Below are 20,473 nucleotides of genomic sequence, written 5' to 3'. Positions count from 1 at the left end.
CCCCCATGGGAGAGCGGGCCGGCCACGGCACCCCGGAAAGCGAGGCCGTCCAGCTTTCACTGCTGCACGGCTTCGCCCAGCCGGCAGCTCCGGTGGGCAAGGCCCAAACTGCACCGGCCCTGCCGATTGCACGGGTCCTGCTGGATTCACCGCTTCCGCACCTGGACCGCCCTTTCGATTACCTGGTTCCGGCGGAACTCGACGGCGATGCACGTCTCGGCGTGCGCGTTAAAGTCCGGTTCGGGGGCCAGGAGCTGCCCGGTTTCCTCACCGCGCGGCTGGAATCCACCGAGACCACCGCCCGGCTGGTGTACCTCGGCAAGGTGGTGTCACCGGTCCCCGTCCTCAGCCCGGAGATCCTCTCACTGGCCGAGGCCGTGGCGGCACGGTATGCCGGATCGGTCCACGACGTGCTGCGCGTAGCAGTACCGCCCCGCGTTGCCCGCGTAGAGAAGGAATTCGCCGGCCGGACAGTTGACGGGGCCCTGAAGACCGATCTCCCCGGCAGCGGGCCCGCAACCAGCGCCGATACCCCCGGCTCTGAAAGCGGGGCTGAAACCGGGAGCGTCCCGGAGACCACCAGTCCCTTCCGTCTCTACCCGCATGGTCCACGGTTCCTGGGGCATCTTGCCGCCGGACACAGCCCGCGTGCGGTCCTGGCCTCGCTGCGGGGTTACGGCCCCGACGCATGGCCGGAGGAAATCGCGGCTGCTGTCGAGGCTACTGTGCTTTCCGGGCGCGGTGCCGTCGTCGTCGTGCCGGACCAAAAGGACCTGGCGCGCGTCATGGCAGCCCTGCAGGCCCGCGTACCCGAAGGTACCGCCGTCCGCCTGACCGGTGAAGACGGGCCGACGCCGCGCTACCGCAGCTTCCTTCAGCTCCTCTACGGGGATGCGTCTGTTGCCGTCGGCACCCGCTCTGCCGCTTATGCCCCGGTGGCGAACCTGGGGCTGGTCTGCATTTGGGATGACGCTGACGGCCTGCATGCCGAGCAGCGAGCCCCTTACCAGCATGCCCGTGACGTGCTGCTGCTGCGGGCAGAGGCTGCGGGTGCAGGCATGCTCGTCGCCTCCCATGCCCGCAGTACCGAAGCCCAGCGGCTTGTCGAGTCCGGGTGGGCGGCCGCCCTCGGCGCCGAGCGTCCGCTGGTCCGGAAGTCGACGCCGCGGGTGGTGAGCACCGCGGATAGCTTCAGTATGGAACGCGACCCGCTTGCCGCGCGGGCCCGGATCCCGCACGCTGCCTGGAAAGCTGCACAGGATGGCCTCAAGCGCGGGCCGGTGCTTGTGCAGGTGGCACGTACCGGGTTTTCACCTGCCCTTTCCTGCCAGGATTGCCGTGAACCCGCACGCTGCAGGCAGTGCCAGGGACCGCTGGCGCAGGCCGGCCGCAACGCCCTGCCTGCCTGCCGCTGGTGCGCGCGGCCGGAGCCGCGGTGGCATTGCCCTTCCTGCGGAAGCTTCCGGCTTCGTGCTTCGACTGCCGGCGCCGGCCGCACTGCCGAAGAGCTGGGGCGGGCCTTTCCGTCGGTGCCCGTCATTTCCTCCGCCGGAGACCATATCCGCACCGATGTTCCGGATGCGCCGGCGCTGGTAGTGGCAACGCCGGGAGCCGAGCCCGTTGCGCCGTCCGGTTACGCGGCCGGACTGCTGCTGGACGGCACGGCCATGCTCTCGAGACAGTCACTGCACGCGCAGGAAGAAACCCTGCGGCGCTGGCTGACTGCCGCCGCGCTGGTTCGGCCTGCGGGCGACGGGGGAGTGGTGGTGGTGACTGCGGACGACTCTGCCACCGTGGGACACCTGCTGCGGTGGGATCCGGCGGGTGCAGCGGAGCGGGAGCTCGGCCTCCGCCGGGAACTCGGCCTGCCTCCGGCGGTCAGGTTTGCGGAGCTCACCGGTTCCCGGGAAGGCCTCGAGGGATTCATCTCCCGGCTGGAGGTGCCGGACACGGCACGGATCGTGGGACCGGCGCCGGTGGAGGACACGGCGTCGTACCGCAGCGAGGAACAAGGGAACCTGAACGGTGCGGTGCGCTGGCGCACCCTGTGCTTCTTCCCCTATGCCGACGCCGCCGCACTCACCGCGGCCATGCGCGCCGCCAAGGCTGCCCTGTCGGCCCGGCGCACAGGCGATCCCGTCTATATCAGGGTTGACGGACAAGACATCCTGTAGCCGCCTAGGCAGCTTCGCCGGGGAGCTCCTGCCGGGGAAACGCGACCGGGACGCTGCGCCGGCGGCGCCCTGCCTTCACGGGGAGATACAGGCTCAGGACTCCGGCGGCATAATGCGGTGCAATCCCGGCAGCGTCAACACTCTCGCCGACCATCACCCGGCGGAGGATCTGCCCGGCTTCGCGGTCACGGACATCCCAGCGGGTATCCCGGTCCATGCCCCGCAGCGTGCGGTAGGCACGGATCACGACTGCCGGTCCGTCTATTTCCACCTGGAGGGAACCGGGATCAATTCCCGGCAGGTCTGCATTGAGCACCAGGTAGCCATCGCTCCGGTAAAGGTCGACGGCGGTGCCTCCGCGCGCCGCGCTGCGCGCCTGCAGTACCGCCCTGAGATGTTCGGGATCCCGGGGCAGGTCCCCCATGGGCATGTCGATCAACTCCTGCAAAGTCGTTCTTTGGTGTAGCAATTTTAGGTCCGGCCTTTCTGCCTTCCCCAATTGAAACGGTGTGAGTTACGCCAAACCGTCGGCGTAGGCCCGGGGAAACGCTCGTGATAGACAGGATGCTGATAGTTCATTCGTGTGTCCGGGGGAGCACACCTGAAAGGAGATCCATGTCCTATCCCGGGAAGAGCCGTGAAATCCAGCTGGCGTCGCGCCCCAAAGGGTGGCCCGCCGATGAGAATTTCCGGCTCACGGAGGTGCCGGTCCCGGAGCTGCAGGACGGCCAGGTTCTGGTGCGCAACACGCTCATGTCCGTGGATCCGTACATGCGCGGGAGAATGAATGACGCAAAGTCCTACGTGCCGCCGTTCCAGCTCGACCAGCCGCTGGAAGGCGGTGCGGTTGGTGAAGTCGTGGAATCACGTTCCGAGGCGCATAAGCCGGAGGACACCGTGCTGCACAGCTTCGGCTGGCGGGACTACGCCGTGGTCGACGGGAAGAGGGCCCGGGGAATCGACACCGGGCTGGCACCGGCCAGCGCCTATCTCGGTGCGCTGGGGCTGACCGGACTCACGGCCTGGGCAGGGCTGACCAAGGTTGCGGGATTCAAGGAGGGCGACGCAGTCTTCGTGTCCGGAGCTGCCGGGGCGGTCGGCTCCCTGGCTGGACAGATCGCCAAGGTGCTGGGTGCCGGCCGCGTTATCGGCAGTGCCGGGTCCCCGGAGAAAGTGGAGCGGCTGCTTGAACTGGGGTTCGACGCCGCGTTCAACTACCACGACGGTCCCGTGAAGGAGCAGCTCAAGGAAGCCGCTGCCGGGGACGGCATTGACGTCTACTTCGACAACGTCGGAGGTGAGCATCTGGAAGCTGCGATTTCCGTCCTGAACAAATACGGCCGGGTGGCCATGTGCGGAGCAATCTCTGCCTACAACAGCACCGAGCCGCAGTGCGCTCCGCGGAACCTCTTCCAGGCGATCGGCAAGGAGCTCACGCTGCGCGGCTTCATTGCCAACAGCTACAACCGGTACGCCGGTGAATTCGCCGGCCTGATGGCCGGATGGCTGCGGGACGGGAAGGTCAGCTATGACGAGACCTTCGTTGACGGCTTGGAGAACGCACCCCGGGCCTTTATCGACATGATGAAAGGTGCCAACCGGGGCAAGATGATCGTCCGGCTGGCCTAGCCCTGCCGGTGCAGCCGGACCGGCGGGCGGCGCCGGTCCCGGCGTTTGCCGGCGAAGAGGCGCGACGCTTCTTCCGCCGCCTGCACCAGCTGTGCCGCGGAATTGTCCCAGTCGTACTCGGCTGCCCGCCGTACCCCGGCGGCTGATGCCTCCTGCCAGCGTTCCGGCGTCGAAAGTTCATCCACTGCCGAGGCGAACGCCTTGGGACGGTCCGGGTCCACCAGGAGTGCAGCTCCGCCGGATACCTCGCGGAAGATGGGAATGTCGCTGGCAATCACCGGCGTCCCGGCGGCCATGGATTCGATCACCGGCAGGCCGTAGCCTTCCGCCTTGGAGAGCGTGACCAGGGCCGTTCCCCGCCGCAGCAGGGAATCATATTCCTCGTCGCTCACGCCGTTGTGGAACACCAGGCGCGAGGGGTCGTCGGTGAGCGCTTCCAGCTCCGCACGCCGTTCCGGACTAATCCGGCTGAGCAGATGCAGCGTGTATCCGGGAAGGCCGGACATGCCGCGGACGATCGTTTCGACATTCTTGTAGGGCATGAACGATCCCATATACAGCAGGATCTTCTCCGGCGGACTGCCGGCATCCCGCGGAACAGCGCCGGGTTGCGGAGCATTGGAGACCAGGCGCACCGGACGCCTGGTCAGCCGGTGCCGCGTCATCATGTCCTTTGTGGTGTGGCTGATGGTGGCGACGACGTCGGCACGGTTGAGCAGCAGGCGCTGCGGCCAGTAGGCCAGGTGGTAGAGCCGCCACAGCAGGCGGACCGGTGCCGGCAGGAAACCCGGCGGTGTGGGGTTCTGGTAGTAGATCAGGTCGTGCAGGGTCAGGACCAGCGGATACCGCCGGCCCCAGGACCCCATGGTCTGCATCGGGCAGACGACGGCGTCGGCGCCCAGCTTGTTCACCTGGCGGGCCACGAAGAGCTCGGCGGGGGAGAGCGGGGAATTGATCTTGGTCCAGGGCACGTCCGGCAGCAGTGCGAGCTGCCGCTCATCACTGATGAGCATGTGAACCTCGGCGCGGCGGGAGACCGCTTCAATGAGGCTTGCGCCGTAGCGGCTGATCCCGTCGTGCTGGTCTGTTCGGGTGAACCGGGCATCGAAGACGATTTTCATGAGGTGGCGTGCCTCCGCTTCAGGAAATCGGTGATGAGTGCCGCAGCCGTATCGGGTGCCTCGTAGTGCACCAGGTGGCCGGCTCCCTCGATGATCTCCAGCTCTGCATCCGGAATCATCGAGGCCAGGCGCTGCTGGGCCGGGACTGAACCGAGGTCGTCCCGGTCCGCCGCGATCAGCAGGACGGGCATCGCCAGCCGGGCTGCCGAATCCCGCACCGTTTCGGAAATGGAGGACCGGAAGGCTTCCAGTACGACGGCGCGGGAGGCAAAAGCGCTGAAATAGGCATCGTGCTGGGCATGGATCCAGCGGCGGAGCCCCGGGACGCGGGTCTTTGCCATGAGCACACTCATGGCACGGACAATCAGCGGATTCGTCAGCAGTGCGTGTCCCGGGCCTTCCGGCAGTTTGGCCGCGGCCAGGTAGTACAGCTCGGCGATCTTGCTCGTAATGCCCTTGGGACCTTCCAGCGCGGGTTCACAGATGGGGTTGACCAGGATGAGTTCACTGATCAGCTCCGGAGAGCCGGCTGCCAGGCGGGCAGCGATGATGGACCCAAAGGAATGGCCGAGCAGGACGGTGTGCGGGCCGAGTCCGAGGGACCCGAACGATTCGCGCACGAAATCCGCGTAGGCCTGCGCATCGTGCGTGCCCGGCAGGACTGCGCCCTGGCCGAATCCGGGCAGGTCCGGCACGATCACACGGTGCGCGGGCAGCGCCTCGACGATGCGGAGCAGGCCGTGGTGGTCTCCGCGGAAGCCGTGCACCATGAAAATTGCCGGGGCTTCCTCCAGGTCCGCGGCAGCGGGGAAGTCCCAGAAACGCTGCGCTGTTCCCTGCACCGGAAGGGTGCGGATATTGGCCTGTCGTTCGTAGGGCAGCGGAACTCCGCCGGAAACTGCGTGCCGGTGAAGCAGGGGCACTAGTTCACCTCGCTGGGATCAGACCCGGTGCGGCGGCCGCAATCGAGTTCGTTGAGCGCGGACATCTGTTCGGCACTGAGTTCGAAGGAGAAAATATCCAGGTTGGCGGCCATTCGGTCTTCGCTGCTGGCCTTGGGAATCACGGTGTTGCCGTTCTGGAGGTGCCAGCGCAGGACCACCTGTGCTGCGGAGCGCCCGGTGTCCACGGCAATGTCTTTGACTACCGGATCCTCAAGGACAGCGCCGCGGCCCAGGGGACTCCAGGCGACGGTGCGGATGCCATGTGCGTCGTGGAATTTCAACAGGTCAGACTGGTTCAGCCAGGGGTGAGCCTCCACCTGGTTCACCGCGGGCACCACGCTGGTCGCGTCCATGAGCTCCTCAAGGTGCTCCCGGTGGAAATTCGAGACGCCAATCGCCCGGATCCGACCCTGCGCATACAACTCTTCGAGCGCACGGTAGGTTTCCGTGAACAGGCCGCGGGCCGGGCAGGGCCAGTGGATCAGGTACAGGTCAAGGTAATCGAAGCCGAGTTTCTCCATGGACGTGTCAAAGGCGCGGAACGCGGCGTCGTATCCCTGGTCGGTGTTCCACAGTTTCGACGTGACGAAGAGGTCTTCCCTGACCACATGCCCGGCGTCCGTAAAGTTCCTGACCGCTGCTCCGACGCCCTCTTCGTTTCCATACAGGGCAGCCGTGTCGATATGCCGGTAGCCGAGCGAGAGCGCCGCGCTGACCAGTGACGCGGTGTCCGCCGGAGGAACCTTGTAGGTCCCGTACCCTGCCTGGTCCATGAGTACGCCGTTGTTCAGGGTCACTTTTGCTGCCGGTTCCATGCTGCAACTCTACCGAGAGAAGCAGGCATGCACTTCGTCCGCGGCGGGCCGGTGTCGCAAACCCCTACGGGAGTTTCCCCCGGTTTATGGCCTTTTGGGGAAAAGCTTGATTGCATAGGGCCTTACAGTGCGCCCCGAGAGGCTCCCATATCGGGAATCTCGCTTGAAGAGCCGCCTGAGCAGTGCTTTTATCCTCACTTACACCCTTAGCGCGAAACTAACGGATCGGAGGAGAGTCGTGGTGACTCTTGGACAGGTATTCCTCAGCGAGATGCTGGGGACCGCAGCACTGATAGTCCTTGGCTGCGGCGTTGTCGCCAACGTCGCCCTTGGCAAGACGAAGGGCAACGGCGGCGGCTTCTTGATGGTCAACTGGGGATGGGGCATCGGCGTGTTTGCCGGCGTCTACGCCGCCGCTATATCCGGCGCCCACATCAACCCGGCCGTGACCGTAGGCATCATCACCAGCGGCGCCGACGAGTTCGTTCCCGGCGTCGAGGTTTCCATCGGCTCTACGCTTGTCTACTTCGCAGGGCAGATGCTCGGAGCCATGATCGGCGCCGTTGCCGCATGGCTGGCCTACAAGAAGCAGTTTGACGACGAGCCGGATCCCGCGAACATCCTTGGTGTCTTCTCCACCGGTCCTGCGATCCGTTCGTACGGCTGGAACGTCGTGACGGAAGTTGTCGGCACATTCATGCTGATGTTCACCATCGTGGCCTTCGCCGGTACGCCTTCGGGGCTTGGGCCGCTGGCCGTCGCACTGCTGGTCGTCGGCATCGGTGCATCCCTGGGCGGACCCACCGGTTACGCCATTAACCCTGCCCGTGACCTCGGCCCGCGTATTGTCCACGCGCTGCTTCCCATCCGGAACAAGGGGAACAGCGACTGGTCGTACGCCTGGGTTCCGGTCCTCGGACCGCTGGTCGGCGGTGCCCTCGGCGGCTGGATAGGCTCGTATATTCCACTGCCCGAAATTCTGTAGGCCCGTACCCACCGGTTCACCCAGACATTCACTCGAAGGAGAGAGAACGTGTCAGAGAGCAAGCAGCAGTACGTCATAGCGATCGACCAGGGCACCACGAGCAGCCGCGCGATCGTTTTCGACCACGACGGCAAGATTGTCTCCGTGGGGCAGAAAGAGCACGAACAGATTTTCCCCCGCGCCGGGTGGGTCGAACACGATCCCATGGAAATCTGGACCAACGTCCGCGAAGTCGTCGGAACCGCACTGTCCAAGGCAAGCCTCACCCGCCACGACATCGCCGCCGTCGGCATCACCAACCAGCGTGAGACGGCAGTTGTCTGGGACCGGAACACCGGCAAACCCGTGTACAACGCCATCGTCTGGCAGGACACGCGTACCCAGCCGATCGTGGACGAACTGGCAAAGGACGGCGGCCTTGAGCGGTTCAAGGCCACGGTGGGCCTTCCCCTGGCAACCTACTTCTCCGGCACCAAGATCAAATGGATCCTGGACAACGTCGAAGGAGCACGGGAGAAAGCCGAAAACGGTGAGCTGATGTTCGGCAACACCGACTCCTGGGTCACCTGGAACCTCACCGGCGGCACCGACGGCGGCGTGCACATCACTGACGTGTCCAACGCGTCCCGGACCATGTTCATGGACCTGGACACGCTGTCCTGGGACCAGTCCATCCTCGACGCCTTCGGCGTTCCGGCGTCAATGCTCCCGGAGATCCGTTCCTCCTCCGAGATCTACGGCAAGGTGCACGGCTCCCAGCTGCTGCGCGAAACGCCGGTAGCCGGCATCCTGGGTGACCAGCAGGCAGCAACCTTCGGACAGGCGGCCTTTGGTATCGGCGATGCGAAGAACACCTACGGAACCGGCAACTTCCTGATCTTCAACACCGGCGAAGAGAAGGTCATGTCGGAGAACGGCCTCCTCACAACGGTGGCCTACAAGATCGGCGATGCTGCGCCGATCTACGCGCTGGAAGGCTCCATCGCCGTCACGGGTTCCCTGGTGCAGTGGCTGCGGGACAATCTCGGCATCATCCGGTCCGCCCCGGAAATCGAGCAGCTCGCCAGCGCGGTCGAGGATAACGGCGGCGTGTACATCGTCCCGGCGTTCTCCGGCCTGTTTGCCCCGCACTGGCGTTCCGACGCCCGCGGCGCCATCGTGGGGCTCACCCGGTTCGTGAACAAGAACCACATTGCGCGCGCTGCCCTGGAAGCCACGGCATTCCAGACACGGGAAGTGCTCGACGCCGTGAACGCTGATTCGGGAGTTCCGCTGACCGAAATGCGCGTCGACGGCGGAATGGTCGCCAACGACGCACTGATGCAGTTCCAGGCGGACATCCTGGGTGTGGACGTCGTCCGTCCCGAGGTCGTGGAGACTACGGCCCTGGGTGCTGCCTATGCTGCCGGCCTTGCTGTCGGGTTCTGGAATGACACCGACGAACTGGCGGCCAACTGGAACGAAGGCAAGCGCTGGACCCCAAACATGGAGCAGTCCGAACGGGACCGGCAGATGCGCCTGTGGAACAAGGCAGTAACCCGGACCTTCGACTGGGTGGATGAGGACGTGCTCTAGTCCGATCCCTGTCGTCTCCTTGCAGAAGTGCCGCCCTTGCCGGGGCGGCACTTCTGTCTTAACGGTGTGTTGTGTTTGACCGGTCCCCGTCCGCTCGGTAGCGTTCCCTGAGCATCAAGGGTGATGCAGATCACAGAAGCGGGTAGCAGTTGTCTCTTGAATCAAAGTCAGACGCAGTATGGGGGGAAGCGCCCGTAGCCGTCATTGGTGCAGGTCCGAGCGGCCTTGCGGCCATGAGGGCGCTGACCAGGCGGGGGCTGGATGCAGTGGGATTCGAGGCACATTCCGACGTCGGCGGGCTGTGGAACATCGAGAATCCAGCCAGCACGGTCTACGAGTCGGCGCATCTGATCTCCTCGAAGACCACCACCCAGTTCAGCGAGTTTCCCATGCCCGCCGGGACCCCCGATTATCCGGGACACCGCCACCTCCTGGGCTACTTCCGGGACTATGCCGGGGCTTTTGGCCTCACCGGCCGGATCCGGTTCAACACCCGGGTCACCAGCGCGGTGCCGGACGACGGCGGCTGGACCGTTCAGTGGGAGTCTCCCGGCGGAAGCGGAAGCGGAAGGTTCAGTGCGGTGATTGCGGCCTCAGGGACGCTCCACACTCCCAGCCTGCCGGAGTTCCGGGGCAGCTTTGACGGGGAAATACGGCATGCGGCCAGTTACAAGTCCGCTGCCGAATTCGCCGGCAAGCGGGTGCTGATTGTCGGTGCGGGCAACAGCGGCTGCGACATCGCCGTCGATGCCGTCCACCATGCCGCCGCCGTGGATATCAGTGTCCGGCGCGGCTACTACTTTGTCCCCAAGTACGTCTTCGGGCGGCCCACGGACACACTGAACCAGGGCAAACCGCTGCCCCGGCCGCTCAAGCAGTTCCTCGATAAGAGGCTGCTGCGGATGTTCACGGGCGACCCGGTGCGGTTCGGCTTTCCCAAACCGGACTACGGCATCTATGAGTCCCATCCGGTGGTGAACTCACTGATCCTGCATCATCTGGGACACGGCGACCTCACGGTGAAGCCGGACGTTGACCGGCTTGAGGGGCACACGGTCCATTTCCGGGACGGCAGTTCGGGGGAGTACGACCTGATCCTGTGCTCTACCGGCTATGTGCTGGACTACCCCTACCTCCGCCCGGAGCTGCTGGACTGGACCGGCGCTGCTCCGTCGCTGTACCTGAACATCTTCAGCCGGCAGGCACGCAACCTGCTGGTGGTCGGCATGGTGGAAGCTTCCGGCCTTGGCTGGGAAGGCAGATACCGGCAGGCAGAGCTCGCAGCCGCCTACCTCGCCGCGCAGCGGGACGATCCTGCTGCCGCCGGCAGGTTTGAGGAACTGGTTGCCGGAGAGTCGCCGGATGTTACGGGCGGCTACCGTTACCTGGGGCTGGACCGGATGAGCTACTACGTGAACAAGGACGCCTACCGCGCGGAGCTTGCTGCCCATCTAGACCGGCTGGCTGTCGAACCCGCTCCCGAAGACGCACTGAGCGAGGTACACAGCTGATGCCCATCGACGACGTCGTACTTAATTTTTCCCCCGCCTCCCTGGTCATCCTGAACGTGGTGCTGGCGGTCATCATTCTGGGCATTGCGCTGGAAGTGCGTCCGGCTGACTTCCGGACAGTGCTGCGGAGCCCCAAAGCAGTAGTCCTGGGGATCGCGGCCCAGTACCTGCTCCTTCCGGCCGTTACCGTCGGCATCGCCCTCCTGCTGAATGTTCCGGCTTCCATCGCCCTCGGCATGATCCTGGTGGCGTGCTGCCCGCCGGGCGGGATCTCGAATGTCCTGACGCACCGTGCGCATGGTGACGTAGCGCTGTCCGCGTCGATGACCGCCGTGTCCAACCTCGTGGCGATCATCGTGATGCCGCTCAACGTGGCGTTTTGGGCGGCACTGAGTCCGTCCACGGCCACACTGATGCGCGACTTCTCGCTGGACCGGGGCGGGATGCTGATCCAGGTCCTGCTGATCATCGGTGTTCCGTTTGCGGTGGGCATGCCTCTTGCCCGACGCTTTCCCGGCCTCACGGACCGGTTGCGGCCCTGGGTCCAGCGCATCGGGCTGATCGCCCTCCTGGCGTTTATCGTGGCCGGAACGGCAAGCAACCTGGGCCCGCTCCGGGAACACCTCGGCACGATTTTCCTGGTCGTTTTACTGCACGACGCCGTTGCACTGGCCGTCGGGTACTGGGCGGCGGCCGCGGTCCGGCTGGATGAGCCCAGCCGCAGGGCGGTTACCTTCGAGGTCGGGGCACGCAACACCGGGCTGGGGCTCGGTCTGACCCTCACGTTCTTCGCCGGGCTCGGCGGAATGGCCATGGTCGCGGCCTGGTGGGGCATCTGGGACATCCTGGCCGGACTTGTCCTCGCCGCGTGGTGGCGGCGCCGGGATGCGAAACGGGCTGCGGGACTGGACGGACAGCGGGAGGAAGCTCTGTGACCCGCGTGTGCGTCACCGGCGGCAACGGATTTCTCGGCAGTGCGGTTGTGGCGCGGCTGGCGGCAGACCCCGGTGTCAGCCATGTGCTCAGCCTCGACATCCGGGAGCCGGCAGAAGAGCGCAGGCTCGACGGCGTCGAGTACGCCCTGGCGGATGTTTGTTCCCCCGATGTCGCACGCCTGCTGCAGGCGCACAGGATCGACACCGTGGTCCACCTGGCGGCGATTGTGAATCCCGGCAAGGACACCACCCGGGAGCAGGAGTTCCAGGTCGACGTGGTGGGATCACGGACCGTTTTGGCGGCGTGCACGCAGTCCGGTGTGAAGCACGTGGTGATCTCCTCCTCCGGTGCCGCGTACGGCTACCACGCCGACAACCCGGACTGGCTCCGCGAATCCGATCCGCTGCGCGGCAACGACGAGTTCGCCTACTCCCGCCATAAGCGATTGGTTGAAGAAGAGCTCGCCAGGTTCCGGGACGAGCATCCTGAACTGCAGCAGACCATCTTCCGGATCGGCACCATCCTGGGGGAGCGGGTCCGCAACCAGATCACCGCCCTCTTTGATGCGCCCCGGCTGCTGCGTGTGGCCGGAAGCGAGTCACCGTTTGTGTTCATCTGGGACCAGGATGTGGCTGACGCCATGGTGCAGGCAGTGCTGACCGGCCGCAGCGGCATCTTTAACGTAGCCGGTGACGGCGCCCTGACCATGCGGGAGATCGCGGACCTGCTGGGCAAACGGACCATCACTGTTCCCGCACCGCTGCTGGCTGCCGGTCTCTGGCTGGGGCACAAGCTGAAGCTGACCGTCCACGGCCCCGAGCAGCTGCGCTTCCTGCGTTACCGGCCCGTCCTGGACAACAGTGCGTTGAAGGACGAGTTTGGTTTCACGCCCTCGCGCAGCAGCAGGGAGGCCTTCCTTGCGTTCCGGGCGGCGAGGCAGGCTTGAGGCCGGCAGGGGCGATGACGACGCCGCTGCCGGCCGCACTGGCTTACGCAGCCGGCAGCAGAACCACCCTGAACCGGGCTAGAAGTAGCTCACACCATTGGTCTTGAACGGCAGTCCCAGACCGCCGGCCACTTCCGCCAAGACCTCAGGGCAGAAGAAGTACCACTTCAATTCCGCGATCAGCGGGGCGCCGAAGGCAGGGCGAACCCGCAGGACGTCGGACACGACCTCCGATGCCCCGGGGGCACCCTTCTGGCGCTCCCACATCAGGATGACGTCCTCGCCGTCGAATCGATGGACGGTTGACCGGTGGATTTCTGCGGCGTCCGGGCCGAATGTGTCCGTCAGGGATCCGGTACGGATTTCCTCATGTCCGGTTTCAGTGGCGTTGCCGACCACCTCGGACCGTCCGCTTGTCAGGAACAAGGACACCATGGCGTCGATGTCATAGGCGTTGAATGCCGCGGCCAGCCGGCGCAGCAGCGCCTCGTGTCCGGCGGGCTGGACGGTGTCCCGGGATCCCGCTGACACTGCTTTGGGGAATGGTCCTGCAGGATCCGTGGCGGTACGTGCCGCCTGCAGTGTCGCCCGGCCGCGGTGCAGGGCGGATTTCACGGCGCCGGGAGTCGTCTCCAGCATCTCGGCTATCTCGGCCAGGGGATAGGAGAACACATCCTTGAGGACCACGCATGCGCGCTCCCGCGGCGGCAGCAGGTGCAGCAGCTGACGCAGCGCGGACTCGACCGCAAGGTTTGCCAGTGGATCCGGCGCCGCGTCGTCGGGAAAGTCAGGGGCGGAATCGGTCCACTCAAGGGCCGCCCGGCTGCTGCGGCGCAGGGAGTCGATCCACGTGTTCGTAGCGATCCGGATCAGCCATGCCTGGGTATTGCGGATGGGTTCATACCGCTGCGATGCTTCCGCAAGGGCCTTCGTCAGGGTTTCCTGCAGCAGGTCCTCAGCATCCCACACCGTGGGCGTCAGGCTGCGGCAGTACGCGTACACCGAAGCCCGGACCGGTTCCAATGCCACCAGGAAATCGCGGCGTGCCTGCCGCAGATTCGCCCTGTTCTCCGCCAAAGCCGCCGTTTCGCCTGCCGTGCCGGCTTCGAAAGCCGTTCCCGTTTCGAGTGTCATTGCGGTTCCCCTCGCTCTCCCGCCCGCGGCGGTGCCTATGATAAGCATGGCACTTTGCCATTCTCTTACCGGGTAGACGCACAGGGAGCCCGCAAAGATACGCCGCAGCCGGAACCTGTTCCGCAGCATGGCAGAATCGCCGCAGGAAGCCGCTTAGGCGCGGTCCGTCATAACGCTGTGGCGGGCACTGCCGTCGGGCGCTGCCTGTTGTAAAGTGGAGAAATGACCGCTTTGCTCCTCCTTAGATAGCCGCGTTTGTATCAAACGCGGCAGCCCCTTGCATATGACGAGGGGCTTTTGTGTGTCTGGGAAGAGTCAACAGCGCAGGCGGAACCGGCGGCACGCCGGACATCCGCGGATCACCAGGATTTTTGAGGACAGAGGCGAAGCATAGTGAGCACGCAGTCACAGACTGAGCAGTCGGAAGAGGCCGTATACAGTTTCGCGGCCATGGAGAAGAAGTGGCCGGCTGTCTGGGACGACCTTGGCGTCTTCACTCCGGCCGACGACGGTTCGAAGGAACGCCGCTACGTCCTGGACATGTTCCCCTACCCGTCCGGGGACCTGCACATGGGCCATGCTGAGGCGTTCGCGATGGGCGACGTCGTTGCCCGCTACTGGCGCCAGCTCGGCTTCGACGTCCTGCACCCGATCGGCTGGGACTCCTTTGGCCTGCCGGCCGAGAACGCCGCGATCAAGCACAACGCCCATCCGAGCGAGTGGACCTACCGCAACATCGACACCCAGGCCGGCTCCTTCAAGCGCTACGCCATCAGCGTGGACTGGTCCCGCCGCCTGCACACCTCCGACCCGGAGTACTACCGCTGGACCCAGTGGCTGTTCACCCGCTTCTACGACCGTGGCCTGGCCTACCGCAAAAACTCGCCGGTCAACTGGTGCCCGAAGGACCAGACCGTGCTGGCCAACGAACAGGTCGTCAACGGTGCCTGCGAACGCTGCGGCACCCAGGTCACCAAGAAGTCCCTGAACCAGTGGTACTTCAAGATCACCGACTACGCCGACCGCCTGCTCGATGACATGGACCAGCTGAAGGGCCACTGGCCCGAGCGTGTGCTGGCCATGCAGAAGAACTGGATCGGCCGCTCCGAAGGCGCCCACGTCCGCTTCGACATCGAAGCCGCGGGGAACAAGCCCGAGCAGCAGGTCACGGTCTTTACCACCCGCCCGGACACGCTGTACGGCGCCACGTTCTTCGTTGTCGCCGCGGACGCCCCGCTGGCCCTGGACCTGGTCACGGATGAGCACCGCGCCGCGCTGGAAGAGTACCGCGAGCAGGTCAAGGCGCTGTCTGACATCGAACGGCAGGCCACCGACCGGACCAAGACCGGTGTCTTCACCGGCCGCTATGCCGTTAACCCGCTCAACGGCGAAAAGCTGCCCGTGTGGGCTGCAGACTACGTCCTGGCTGACTACGGCACCGGCGCCATCATGGCCGTGCCTGCGCATGACCAGCGCGACCTGGACTTCGCCCGGACCTTCGACCTGCCGGTGCGGACCGTGCTGGACACCGGCGAGGAGGACCCCGCCGTCAGCGGCACTGCCACCGTCGGCGAGGGCACGCTGGTGAACTCCGGGGAGCTCTCCGGACTGCCGAAGTCCGAAGCCATCCCGGCCGCCGTCGCCATCCTGGAAGAAAAGGGCACGGGCGAGAAGTTCGTCAACTTCCGCCTGCGTGACTGGCTGCTCTCCCGCCAGCGCTTCTGGGGCACCCCGATCCCCATCATCCACTGTGAGAAGTGCGGCGAAGTTCCGGTCCCCGATGACCAGCTGCCGGTCACCCTGCCCACGAACCTGGTGGGCGAGGCGCTGGCTCCCAAGGGAACCTCTCCGCTGGCCTCGGTTGAAGAATGGGTCAACGTTTCCTGCCCGTCCTGCGACGGACCGGCCAAGCGGGACACCGACACCATGGACACCTTCGTGGACTCGTCCTGGTACTTCATGCGCTTTGTGTCCCCGCACTACACCGAGGGTCCGTTCGATCCCGAGGCCGTGCGGAACTGGATGCCGGTCGGCCAGTACGTCGGCGGCGTCGAGCACGCGATCCTGCACCTGCTCTACTCCCGGTTCTTCACCAAGGTGGTCAAGGACATGGGCCTGATCGAGGCTGACGAACCGTTCACAGCCCTGCTGAACCAGGGCCAGGTCCTCAACGGCGGCAAGGCCATGTCCAAGTCCCTGGGCAACGGCGTCGACCTGGGCGAACAGCTCGATAAGTACGGCGTCGATGCCGTGCGCCTGACCATGATCTTCGCCTCCCCGCCGGAGGACGACGTCGACTGGGCGGACGTCTCGCCGTCGGGCTCCGCGAAGTTCCTGGCCCGCGCCTGGCGCCTGGGCCAGGACGTTGCCAGCGAACCTGGCGCGGACTTCGCTGCCGGCGACAAGAAACTGCGCTCGGTCACGCACCGGACCATTGCCGACGCCACCGAGCTGCTCGAGGCCGGCAAGTTCAACGTCGTCATCGCGAAGCTGATGGAGCTGGTCAACGCGACCCGCAAGACCATCGATTCCGGTGCCGGTGCTGCCGATCCGGCCGTCCGTGAAGCAGCGGAAGCCGTGGCCGTGATCCTCAGCCTCTTCGCCCCCTACACGGCCGAGGACCTGTGGAACGCGCTGGGCCACCCGGCGTCCGTTGCCAACGCAGGCTGGCCGGCGGTCGACGAGACCCTGCTGGTGCAGGACACCGTCACCGCGATCGTCCAGGTCAAGGGCAAGGTCCGCGACCGGCTGGAGGTTCCGGCGGATATCACCGAGGACGCGCTGCGCGAACTGGCGCTGGCTTCGGAGCAGGTGCAGAAAACGCTCGACGGCGCCGGCATCCGAACCGTCATTGTGCGGGCGCCCAAGCTCGTGAACATCGTGCCTGCCTAGCCCATGGTCGACTGGGCGGCGATGCGCGGACGGTGGTTCAAGTCCCGGACAGCCGGGGTTGCTGAACCAGCTCCCCGCCCGCGCGTCGCCGTCGTCACCGATTCCGCTTGTTCCCTGCCTGACGGCTGGGTTGCTTCGGACGCGGCGGGTGGCCTGGTCCGGGTCGTATCCATGCCGGTGATGATCGGTGACCAGATCTACGGCGAGGGTACCGACAAGATGATCGGTGCCCTTGCACTGGCCCTGGCGCAGGGCCAGGACGTGCGCACCTCCCGGCCTGCACCGGGCCAGTTCGAGGCCGTCTACGCCGAGCTTGCTGCTGCCGGGTTTGAGGCAGTTGTCTCGGTGCACCTCTCTGCCAAGCTTTCCGGCACCGTGGATTCGGCCCGGCTGGCGGCGCGGGCCTCTCCCATTCCCGTCCACGTGATTGATACGGCGTCGGTGGCCATGGGCCTCGGCTTCGCCGTGCAGGCTGCCGCAGCCGCTGCCCTGGCCGGTGATGACGCTGAGCGGGTTGCTGACGCCGCCGTCTCCAGCGCTGCCGGGGCCCACATCCTGTTCTATGTACCCAGCCTCGACCAGCTGCGCCGCGGCGGGCGCCTCGGTGCTGCTGCCGGCTGGTTCGGCACCCTGTTCGCCGTCAAGCCGATCCTGGCGATCCGGGACGGGCTGGTGGTTCCGCTGGAACGGGTCCGCACCGCGCCCAGGGCACTGGCCCGGCTGGAAGAGCTCTCACGCGAGGAAATCGCCCGGCGGACCGGGACCGTGCGTGTGGCAGTGCACCACTTCGGAAACGAAGCTGAAGCGGAAAAGCTTGCGTCCGCCGTTGTACGGGACCGTGCTGATGCCGAGGTAATGCTCTGCCCGCTGCCGGCTGTCCTGGCGGCACATGCCGGGCTGGGTGTTCTGGCGGTGGCGGTTGCGCCCGCTGTGGACGTTCCGGATGATGCCGGTGCCGGGGATTCCGGCGCTGCGGGCACAGAGCCCCGTGCGGCTTTTGGCCCCGCCAAAACGGCTCCGGCGCCCGATGCGGGCCCCCTGCCCAAGCCGTTGAATGATGCTGATAGTCACCTGGACATCGACTGACGGGAAACAGTTTCCTGCACAGTTTTCTGAAACCGGGCCGCCGGTGGACAGCACTCCCTGCCGTGAGCTGCCAGAGGCTCCGGGCACTTACGCTGGCGTGCATGGCCTCCAGGCGGCCGCCTCTCTGGCCCACAGTCAAATTACAAAGCGCAAACGGTCGAAGGCATACAGTCGTCGCGGATGAGAAGGAAGTCTGTGGCGCCCGCACCTGGACCGAGGAGCGGTGGCTCGGTGGCAAGGTCTGCTTTGTCATCCTCGGTTTCCTTGAGATGGAGTCGGGACGGCCAATGGACGGATTCTGTGCAGACTATGCAACTGTGCAGCAACTGCAGCCCCGGTCCATGTCGAGAGTCGGCGGTGGTCGGCGAGCTGGGCCTGCAGGTCAGCACCGATCTTGGAGACGAATGGCCGTTGACAGTCCGTACGTTGTCGCACGGTGTGAGAGCGTCACCGGCGGACGGAGTCACCAAATGGCCACCGTCGATGATCCTGACAGCAATGTGTACGCCGCCAACGGCCCGGCCAAGGATCCTGGAGAATATCTGCGCATTGATCCGATTTGGGTCCTAATCCGAATGCTGAAGAGTTGAAGATCGGCCTCAGCCCCACCACTTAGGCAGCTTTTGAACTGTGCGGCTGATGAACCGACAGGACCAATACTTGTCATGGGTGCGGATGTCCACTGACAATTGCAGTAGCAACACCTGGATATGCGCTTCGGATCGGTGTTATACACCGAGTGCGTTTGTACCGTGTGTCGGTCACCGAAGGTGACACGGTGCAAGTGTCTCTAAGAGAATGGCCTCCAGGAGGAGAGCACATGGTCGACCCACCTTCACCTCAAAAGTTGCCGACGCAGTCCAGTTTGCGTCAACCCGTAGCGCCGAATGTCGTTAGACCCACTCCGATATTGAAGATTGCGCCGCCTGCACGTCCGCCCCGTAACGGACCAGGTACGTCCACCCAAACAATAGTCCCTTCCGGACCCCGTAAGAGCTCAGTGACCGTAGAAAAAACCAACCGCGTCATTTTTATGTTAACTATTGATGTGGACGCGAGGCGTGTTGCTCTGTGGCCAACAGACGGGTTTGCTCCGATCCGGGGGAATGTACTAACCGACCTTGCGGTAGGCCTTTATGTACTCACGGTTGATCAGCCTCGAGAGCAGTGGAATATAAGTGGACCGCAAGTGCAGATTGGGCAGCGTTTTGCTGTGGATTTAGTTGGCGTTGAGAATCCTTTCAACCTCACCTACACGGATAAAGTGGCCCTCCTTGTGCACAAGGGGATACCATTGGAAACAAGAGAATTTGAGAAAATTGAGACACGCCTGATCGATTCTGTCTATGACAAGGCCGAAGTTTCAACAGGTAAAATTTATGATTCCATAGTCGGCTTGCCTGGGGTGGATCTTTACGACATGATCGACGAATTATGGTCGGATCCCGAAAAGGGGCAAGGTACCATCTACAAACTATTGGAATACTTCAACTACTTTCCCAAAACGGAGCATGAAGAGATGCAAGTCGTACTTCATGCGCTGGAGTGCTTTGCTGTCCCTCCTGAAAAGTTGTACATAGACTCATTCACGAAGTGCTATGTGCACCCGGACAGCTATGGAGACCACCCCTACATCGACCAAAACGGAAATGCCGACACCCTTTTGATCTTTTTATATGACGATCTTTCACCTAAGCGTCTGCTTTGTGTTCCCTCGCGTGAAATTTTGGACACAGGAGGGCCGTCGAAGGGCGAGGCGCTGCAGAACTCGCACTTCGGAACAATAGGATTGTTGTTTCCACCTCAGCTCGCGGCAAACTCGATTCCACGAATGGTCATGGCAAAAAGGGAAAGACTGGCTGAAATCAGTGTTATGAACTTCGATTTCGTCCTTCAATCATGGCAAGGGGTCGAGATGTTCATTTATCTTGCAGGAGGTTCAGCAAACGTTGAGCCAGGCACGGGTAGGCGCCCGCCCTACAAAGGGTTAAAGCGGCCGGTCAGTGACGCAGCAGCGAAGCAGCCGGGACGGTGGGAACCGGAGTTTCCCTCACGCACGGGTACCGAGGATTCCAAATACGAGGCCAGGGTGTGCAAGAAGGATGAGGGTCTGATTTATCGGGCGGAACGCAACGGAATAGCTTACAAGTTTGACGGGGAGGAAAATGCTGGCAAAGTATTGGTGGACGCTAAGCACTGGACGGATAATGGAAAGCAGGTCGCGCTCATGCGAGGTGATTTCGGGTTGCGTGCCTTTGATAGATTTGCGGCCAAGCTTGAGGAGAGGGCTCTGATTCAAGTACATGTGGCGAACGGTCGACAAATAAAATGGCCGGTTAGCCACCCTGAGTCTACGAGAATGCTCCAGGAATTTATGAATGTAAAGAAACTACCAATAAATGTCGTATATACCCCTTGAGGAGACAGAACCAGCCATGTGCTCCATGGTATGCCGTTTCCAGATGATCTGGTCAATTCCTACCATCGTGAAGTCGAATCGGAACTGATTCAGGGGTAAAGAGGCCGGGGGGATTCACCTCGACCATGGGTATTCGCAAGTTGTTCCGGTGAAGCCGTCGCTCCAGCGCCTCACGACTTTTCAGTGCAGTACTTTGGGTTAGCCCTCCCCGACCTAGCTCGGCCGTATAGTCAGCAACGGCTTCGGCATCATTCAGGACCAGGAGAACATGGTGCATGTCGTTGAGTGCCAGCATCAATCGTGTTC

General features: G+C 64.2%; 15 protein-coding genes. 10 read left to right on the top strand and 5 right to left on the bottom strand.

The features are described 5' to 3' along the window. Positions 1–5: 5 nt before the first annotated feature. Positions 6–2,174: a primosomal protein N' gene (locus NF551_RS09095; protein ID WP_227895741.1), complete on the top strand. Its 2,169-nt coding sequence runs from the start codon at positions 6–8 to the stop codon at positions 2,172–2,174. Between the two features lie 4 nt (positions 2,175–2,178). Here NF551_RS09095 and NF551_RS09090 read toward each other — a convergent pair whose 3' ends face one another. Then, a complete protein-coding gene (locus NF551_RS09090; protein ID WP_227895742.1) occupies positions 2,179–2,622 on the bottom strand; it encodes an Hsp20/alpha crystallin family protein in 444 nt (147 codons plus the stop codon). A gap of 167 nt (positions 2,623–2,789) precedes the next feature. Here NF551_RS09090 and NF551_RS09085 point away from each other — a divergent pair, with 167 nt between their 5' ends. Next, complete coding sequence (locus NF551_RS09085; RefSeq protein WP_227895743.1) at positions 2,790–3,803, top strand: NADP-dependent oxidoreductase; 1,014 nt, start codon at positions 2,790–2,792, stop codon at positions 3,801–3,803. Here the strand turns inward: NF551_RS09085 and NF551_RS09080 are convergent. Genes NF551_RS09080 through NF551_RS09070 form a run of 3 tightly spaced genes read right to left on the bottom strand, consistent with a single transcriptional unit; the run spans position 3,800 to position 6,683 of the window. Further along, positions 3,800–4,924 carry a glycosyltransferase family 4 protein gene (locus NF551_RS09080; protein ID WP_227895744.1) on the bottom strand — a complete coding sequence of 375 codons (1,125 nt, stop codon included), beginning with the start codon at positions 4,922–4,924 and terminating at the stop codon, positions 3,800–3,802. The genes NF551_RS09085 and NF551_RS09080 overlap by 4 nt on opposite strands. Continuing rightward, positions 4,921–5,847, bottom strand: coding sequence for an alpha/beta fold hydrolase (locus NF551_RS09075; protein ID WP_227895745.1), 927 nt, complete (start codon positions 5,845–5,847; stop codon positions 4,921–4,923). Before NF551_RS09075 ends, NF551_RS09080 begins: the two co-directional genes overlap by 4 nt. Then, the gene (locus NF551_RS09070; protein ID WP_227895746.1) at positions 5,847–6,683 is read right to left on the bottom strand and encodes an aldo/keto reductase; all 837 of its coding nucleotides are present in this window, start codon (positions 6,681–6,683) and stop codon (positions 5,847–5,849) included. Before NF551_RS09070 ends, NF551_RS09075 begins: the two co-directional genes overlap by 1 nt. Before the next feature lie 241 nt (positions 6,684–6,924). Between NF551_RS09070 and NF551_RS09065 the strand changes: the two genes are divergently transcribed. From NF551_RS09065 to NF551_RS09045, 5 genes are all read left to right on the top strand, one after another. Further along, entirely contained in the window at positions 6,925–7,668 is a 744-nt protein-coding gene (locus NF551_RS09065) for an MIP/aquaporin family protein (protein ID WP_227895747.1), read from the top strand. 48 nt (positions 7,669–7,716) lie between these two features. Beyond that, positions 7,717–9,243: a glycerol kinase GlpK gene (gene glpK, locus NF551_RS09060; RefSeq protein ID WP_227895748.1), complete on the top strand. Its 1,527-nt coding sequence runs from the start codon at positions 7,717–7,719 to the stop codon at positions 9,241–9,243. 149 nt (positions 9,244–9,392) lie between these two features. Continuing rightward, entirely contained in the window at positions 9,393–10,754 is a 1,362-nt protein-coding gene (locus tag NF551_RS09055) for a flavin-containing monooxygenase (protein WP_227895758.1), read from the top strand. Then, a complete protein-coding gene (locus NF551_RS09050; protein WP_227895759.1) occupies positions 10,754–11,689 on the top strand; it encodes a bile acid:sodium symporter family protein in 936 nt (311 codons plus the stop codon). The genes NF551_RS09055 and NF551_RS09050 overlap by 1 nt, the downstream gene beginning before the upstream one ends. Next, positions 11,686–12,636 (top strand): SDR family oxidoreductase, encoded by a 951-nt coding sequence (locus tag NF551_RS09045; protein ID WP_227895760.1) that lies wholly within the window; start codon positions 11,686–11,688, stop codon positions 12,634–12,636. Before NF551_RS09050 ends, NF551_RS09045 begins: the two co-directional genes overlap by 4 nt. A 78-nt stretch (positions 12,637–12,714) precedes the next feature. Here the strand turns inward: NF551_RS09045 and NF551_RS09040 are convergent, their stop codons facing one another. Next, entirely contained in the window at positions 12,715–13,770 is a 1,056-nt protein-coding gene (locus NF551_RS09040) for a sigma-70 family RNA polymerase sigma factor (RefSeq protein WP_227895761.1), read from the bottom strand. A gap of 390 nt (positions 13,771–14,160) precedes the next feature. On the opposite strand from NF551_RS09040, the gene leuS reads away from it, so the two are divergent. The 3 genes from leuS to NF551_RS09025 all read left to right on the top strand — a co-directional run bounded on the left by leuS (position 14,161) and on the right by NF551_RS09025 (position 20,167). Continuing rightward, positions 14,161–16,662, top strand: a complete 2,502-nt coding sequence (gene leuS, locus NF551_RS09035; protein ID WP_423721694.1) for a leucine--tRNA ligase — start codon at positions 14,161–14,163, stop codon at positions 16,660–16,662. 3 nt (positions 16,663–16,665) lie between these two features. Beyond that, positions 16,666–17,748, top strand: coding sequence for a DegV family protein (locus tag NF551_RS09030; RefSeq protein WP_252604961.1), 1,083 nt, complete (start codon positions 16,666–16,668; stop codon positions 17,746–17,748). Positions 17,749–18,748: 1,000 nt separating this feature from the next. Continuing rightward, positions 18,749–20,167 (top strand): hypothetical protein, encoded by a 1,419-nt coding sequence (locus NF551_RS09025; protein ID WP_227895763.1) that lies wholly within the window; start codon positions 18,749–18,751, stop codon positions 20,165–20,167. Positions 20,168–20,473 lie beyond the last annotated feature (306 nt).

This window comes from Arthrobacter caoxuetaonis (genome assembly GCF_023921125.1).
GTDB classification, from domain to species: domain Bacteria; phylum Actinomycetota; class Actinomycetes; order Actinomycetales; family Micrococcaceae; genus Arthrobacter_B; species Arthrobacter_B caoxuetaonis.
This window is presented reverse-complemented; position numbering and strand designations above follow the sequence as displayed.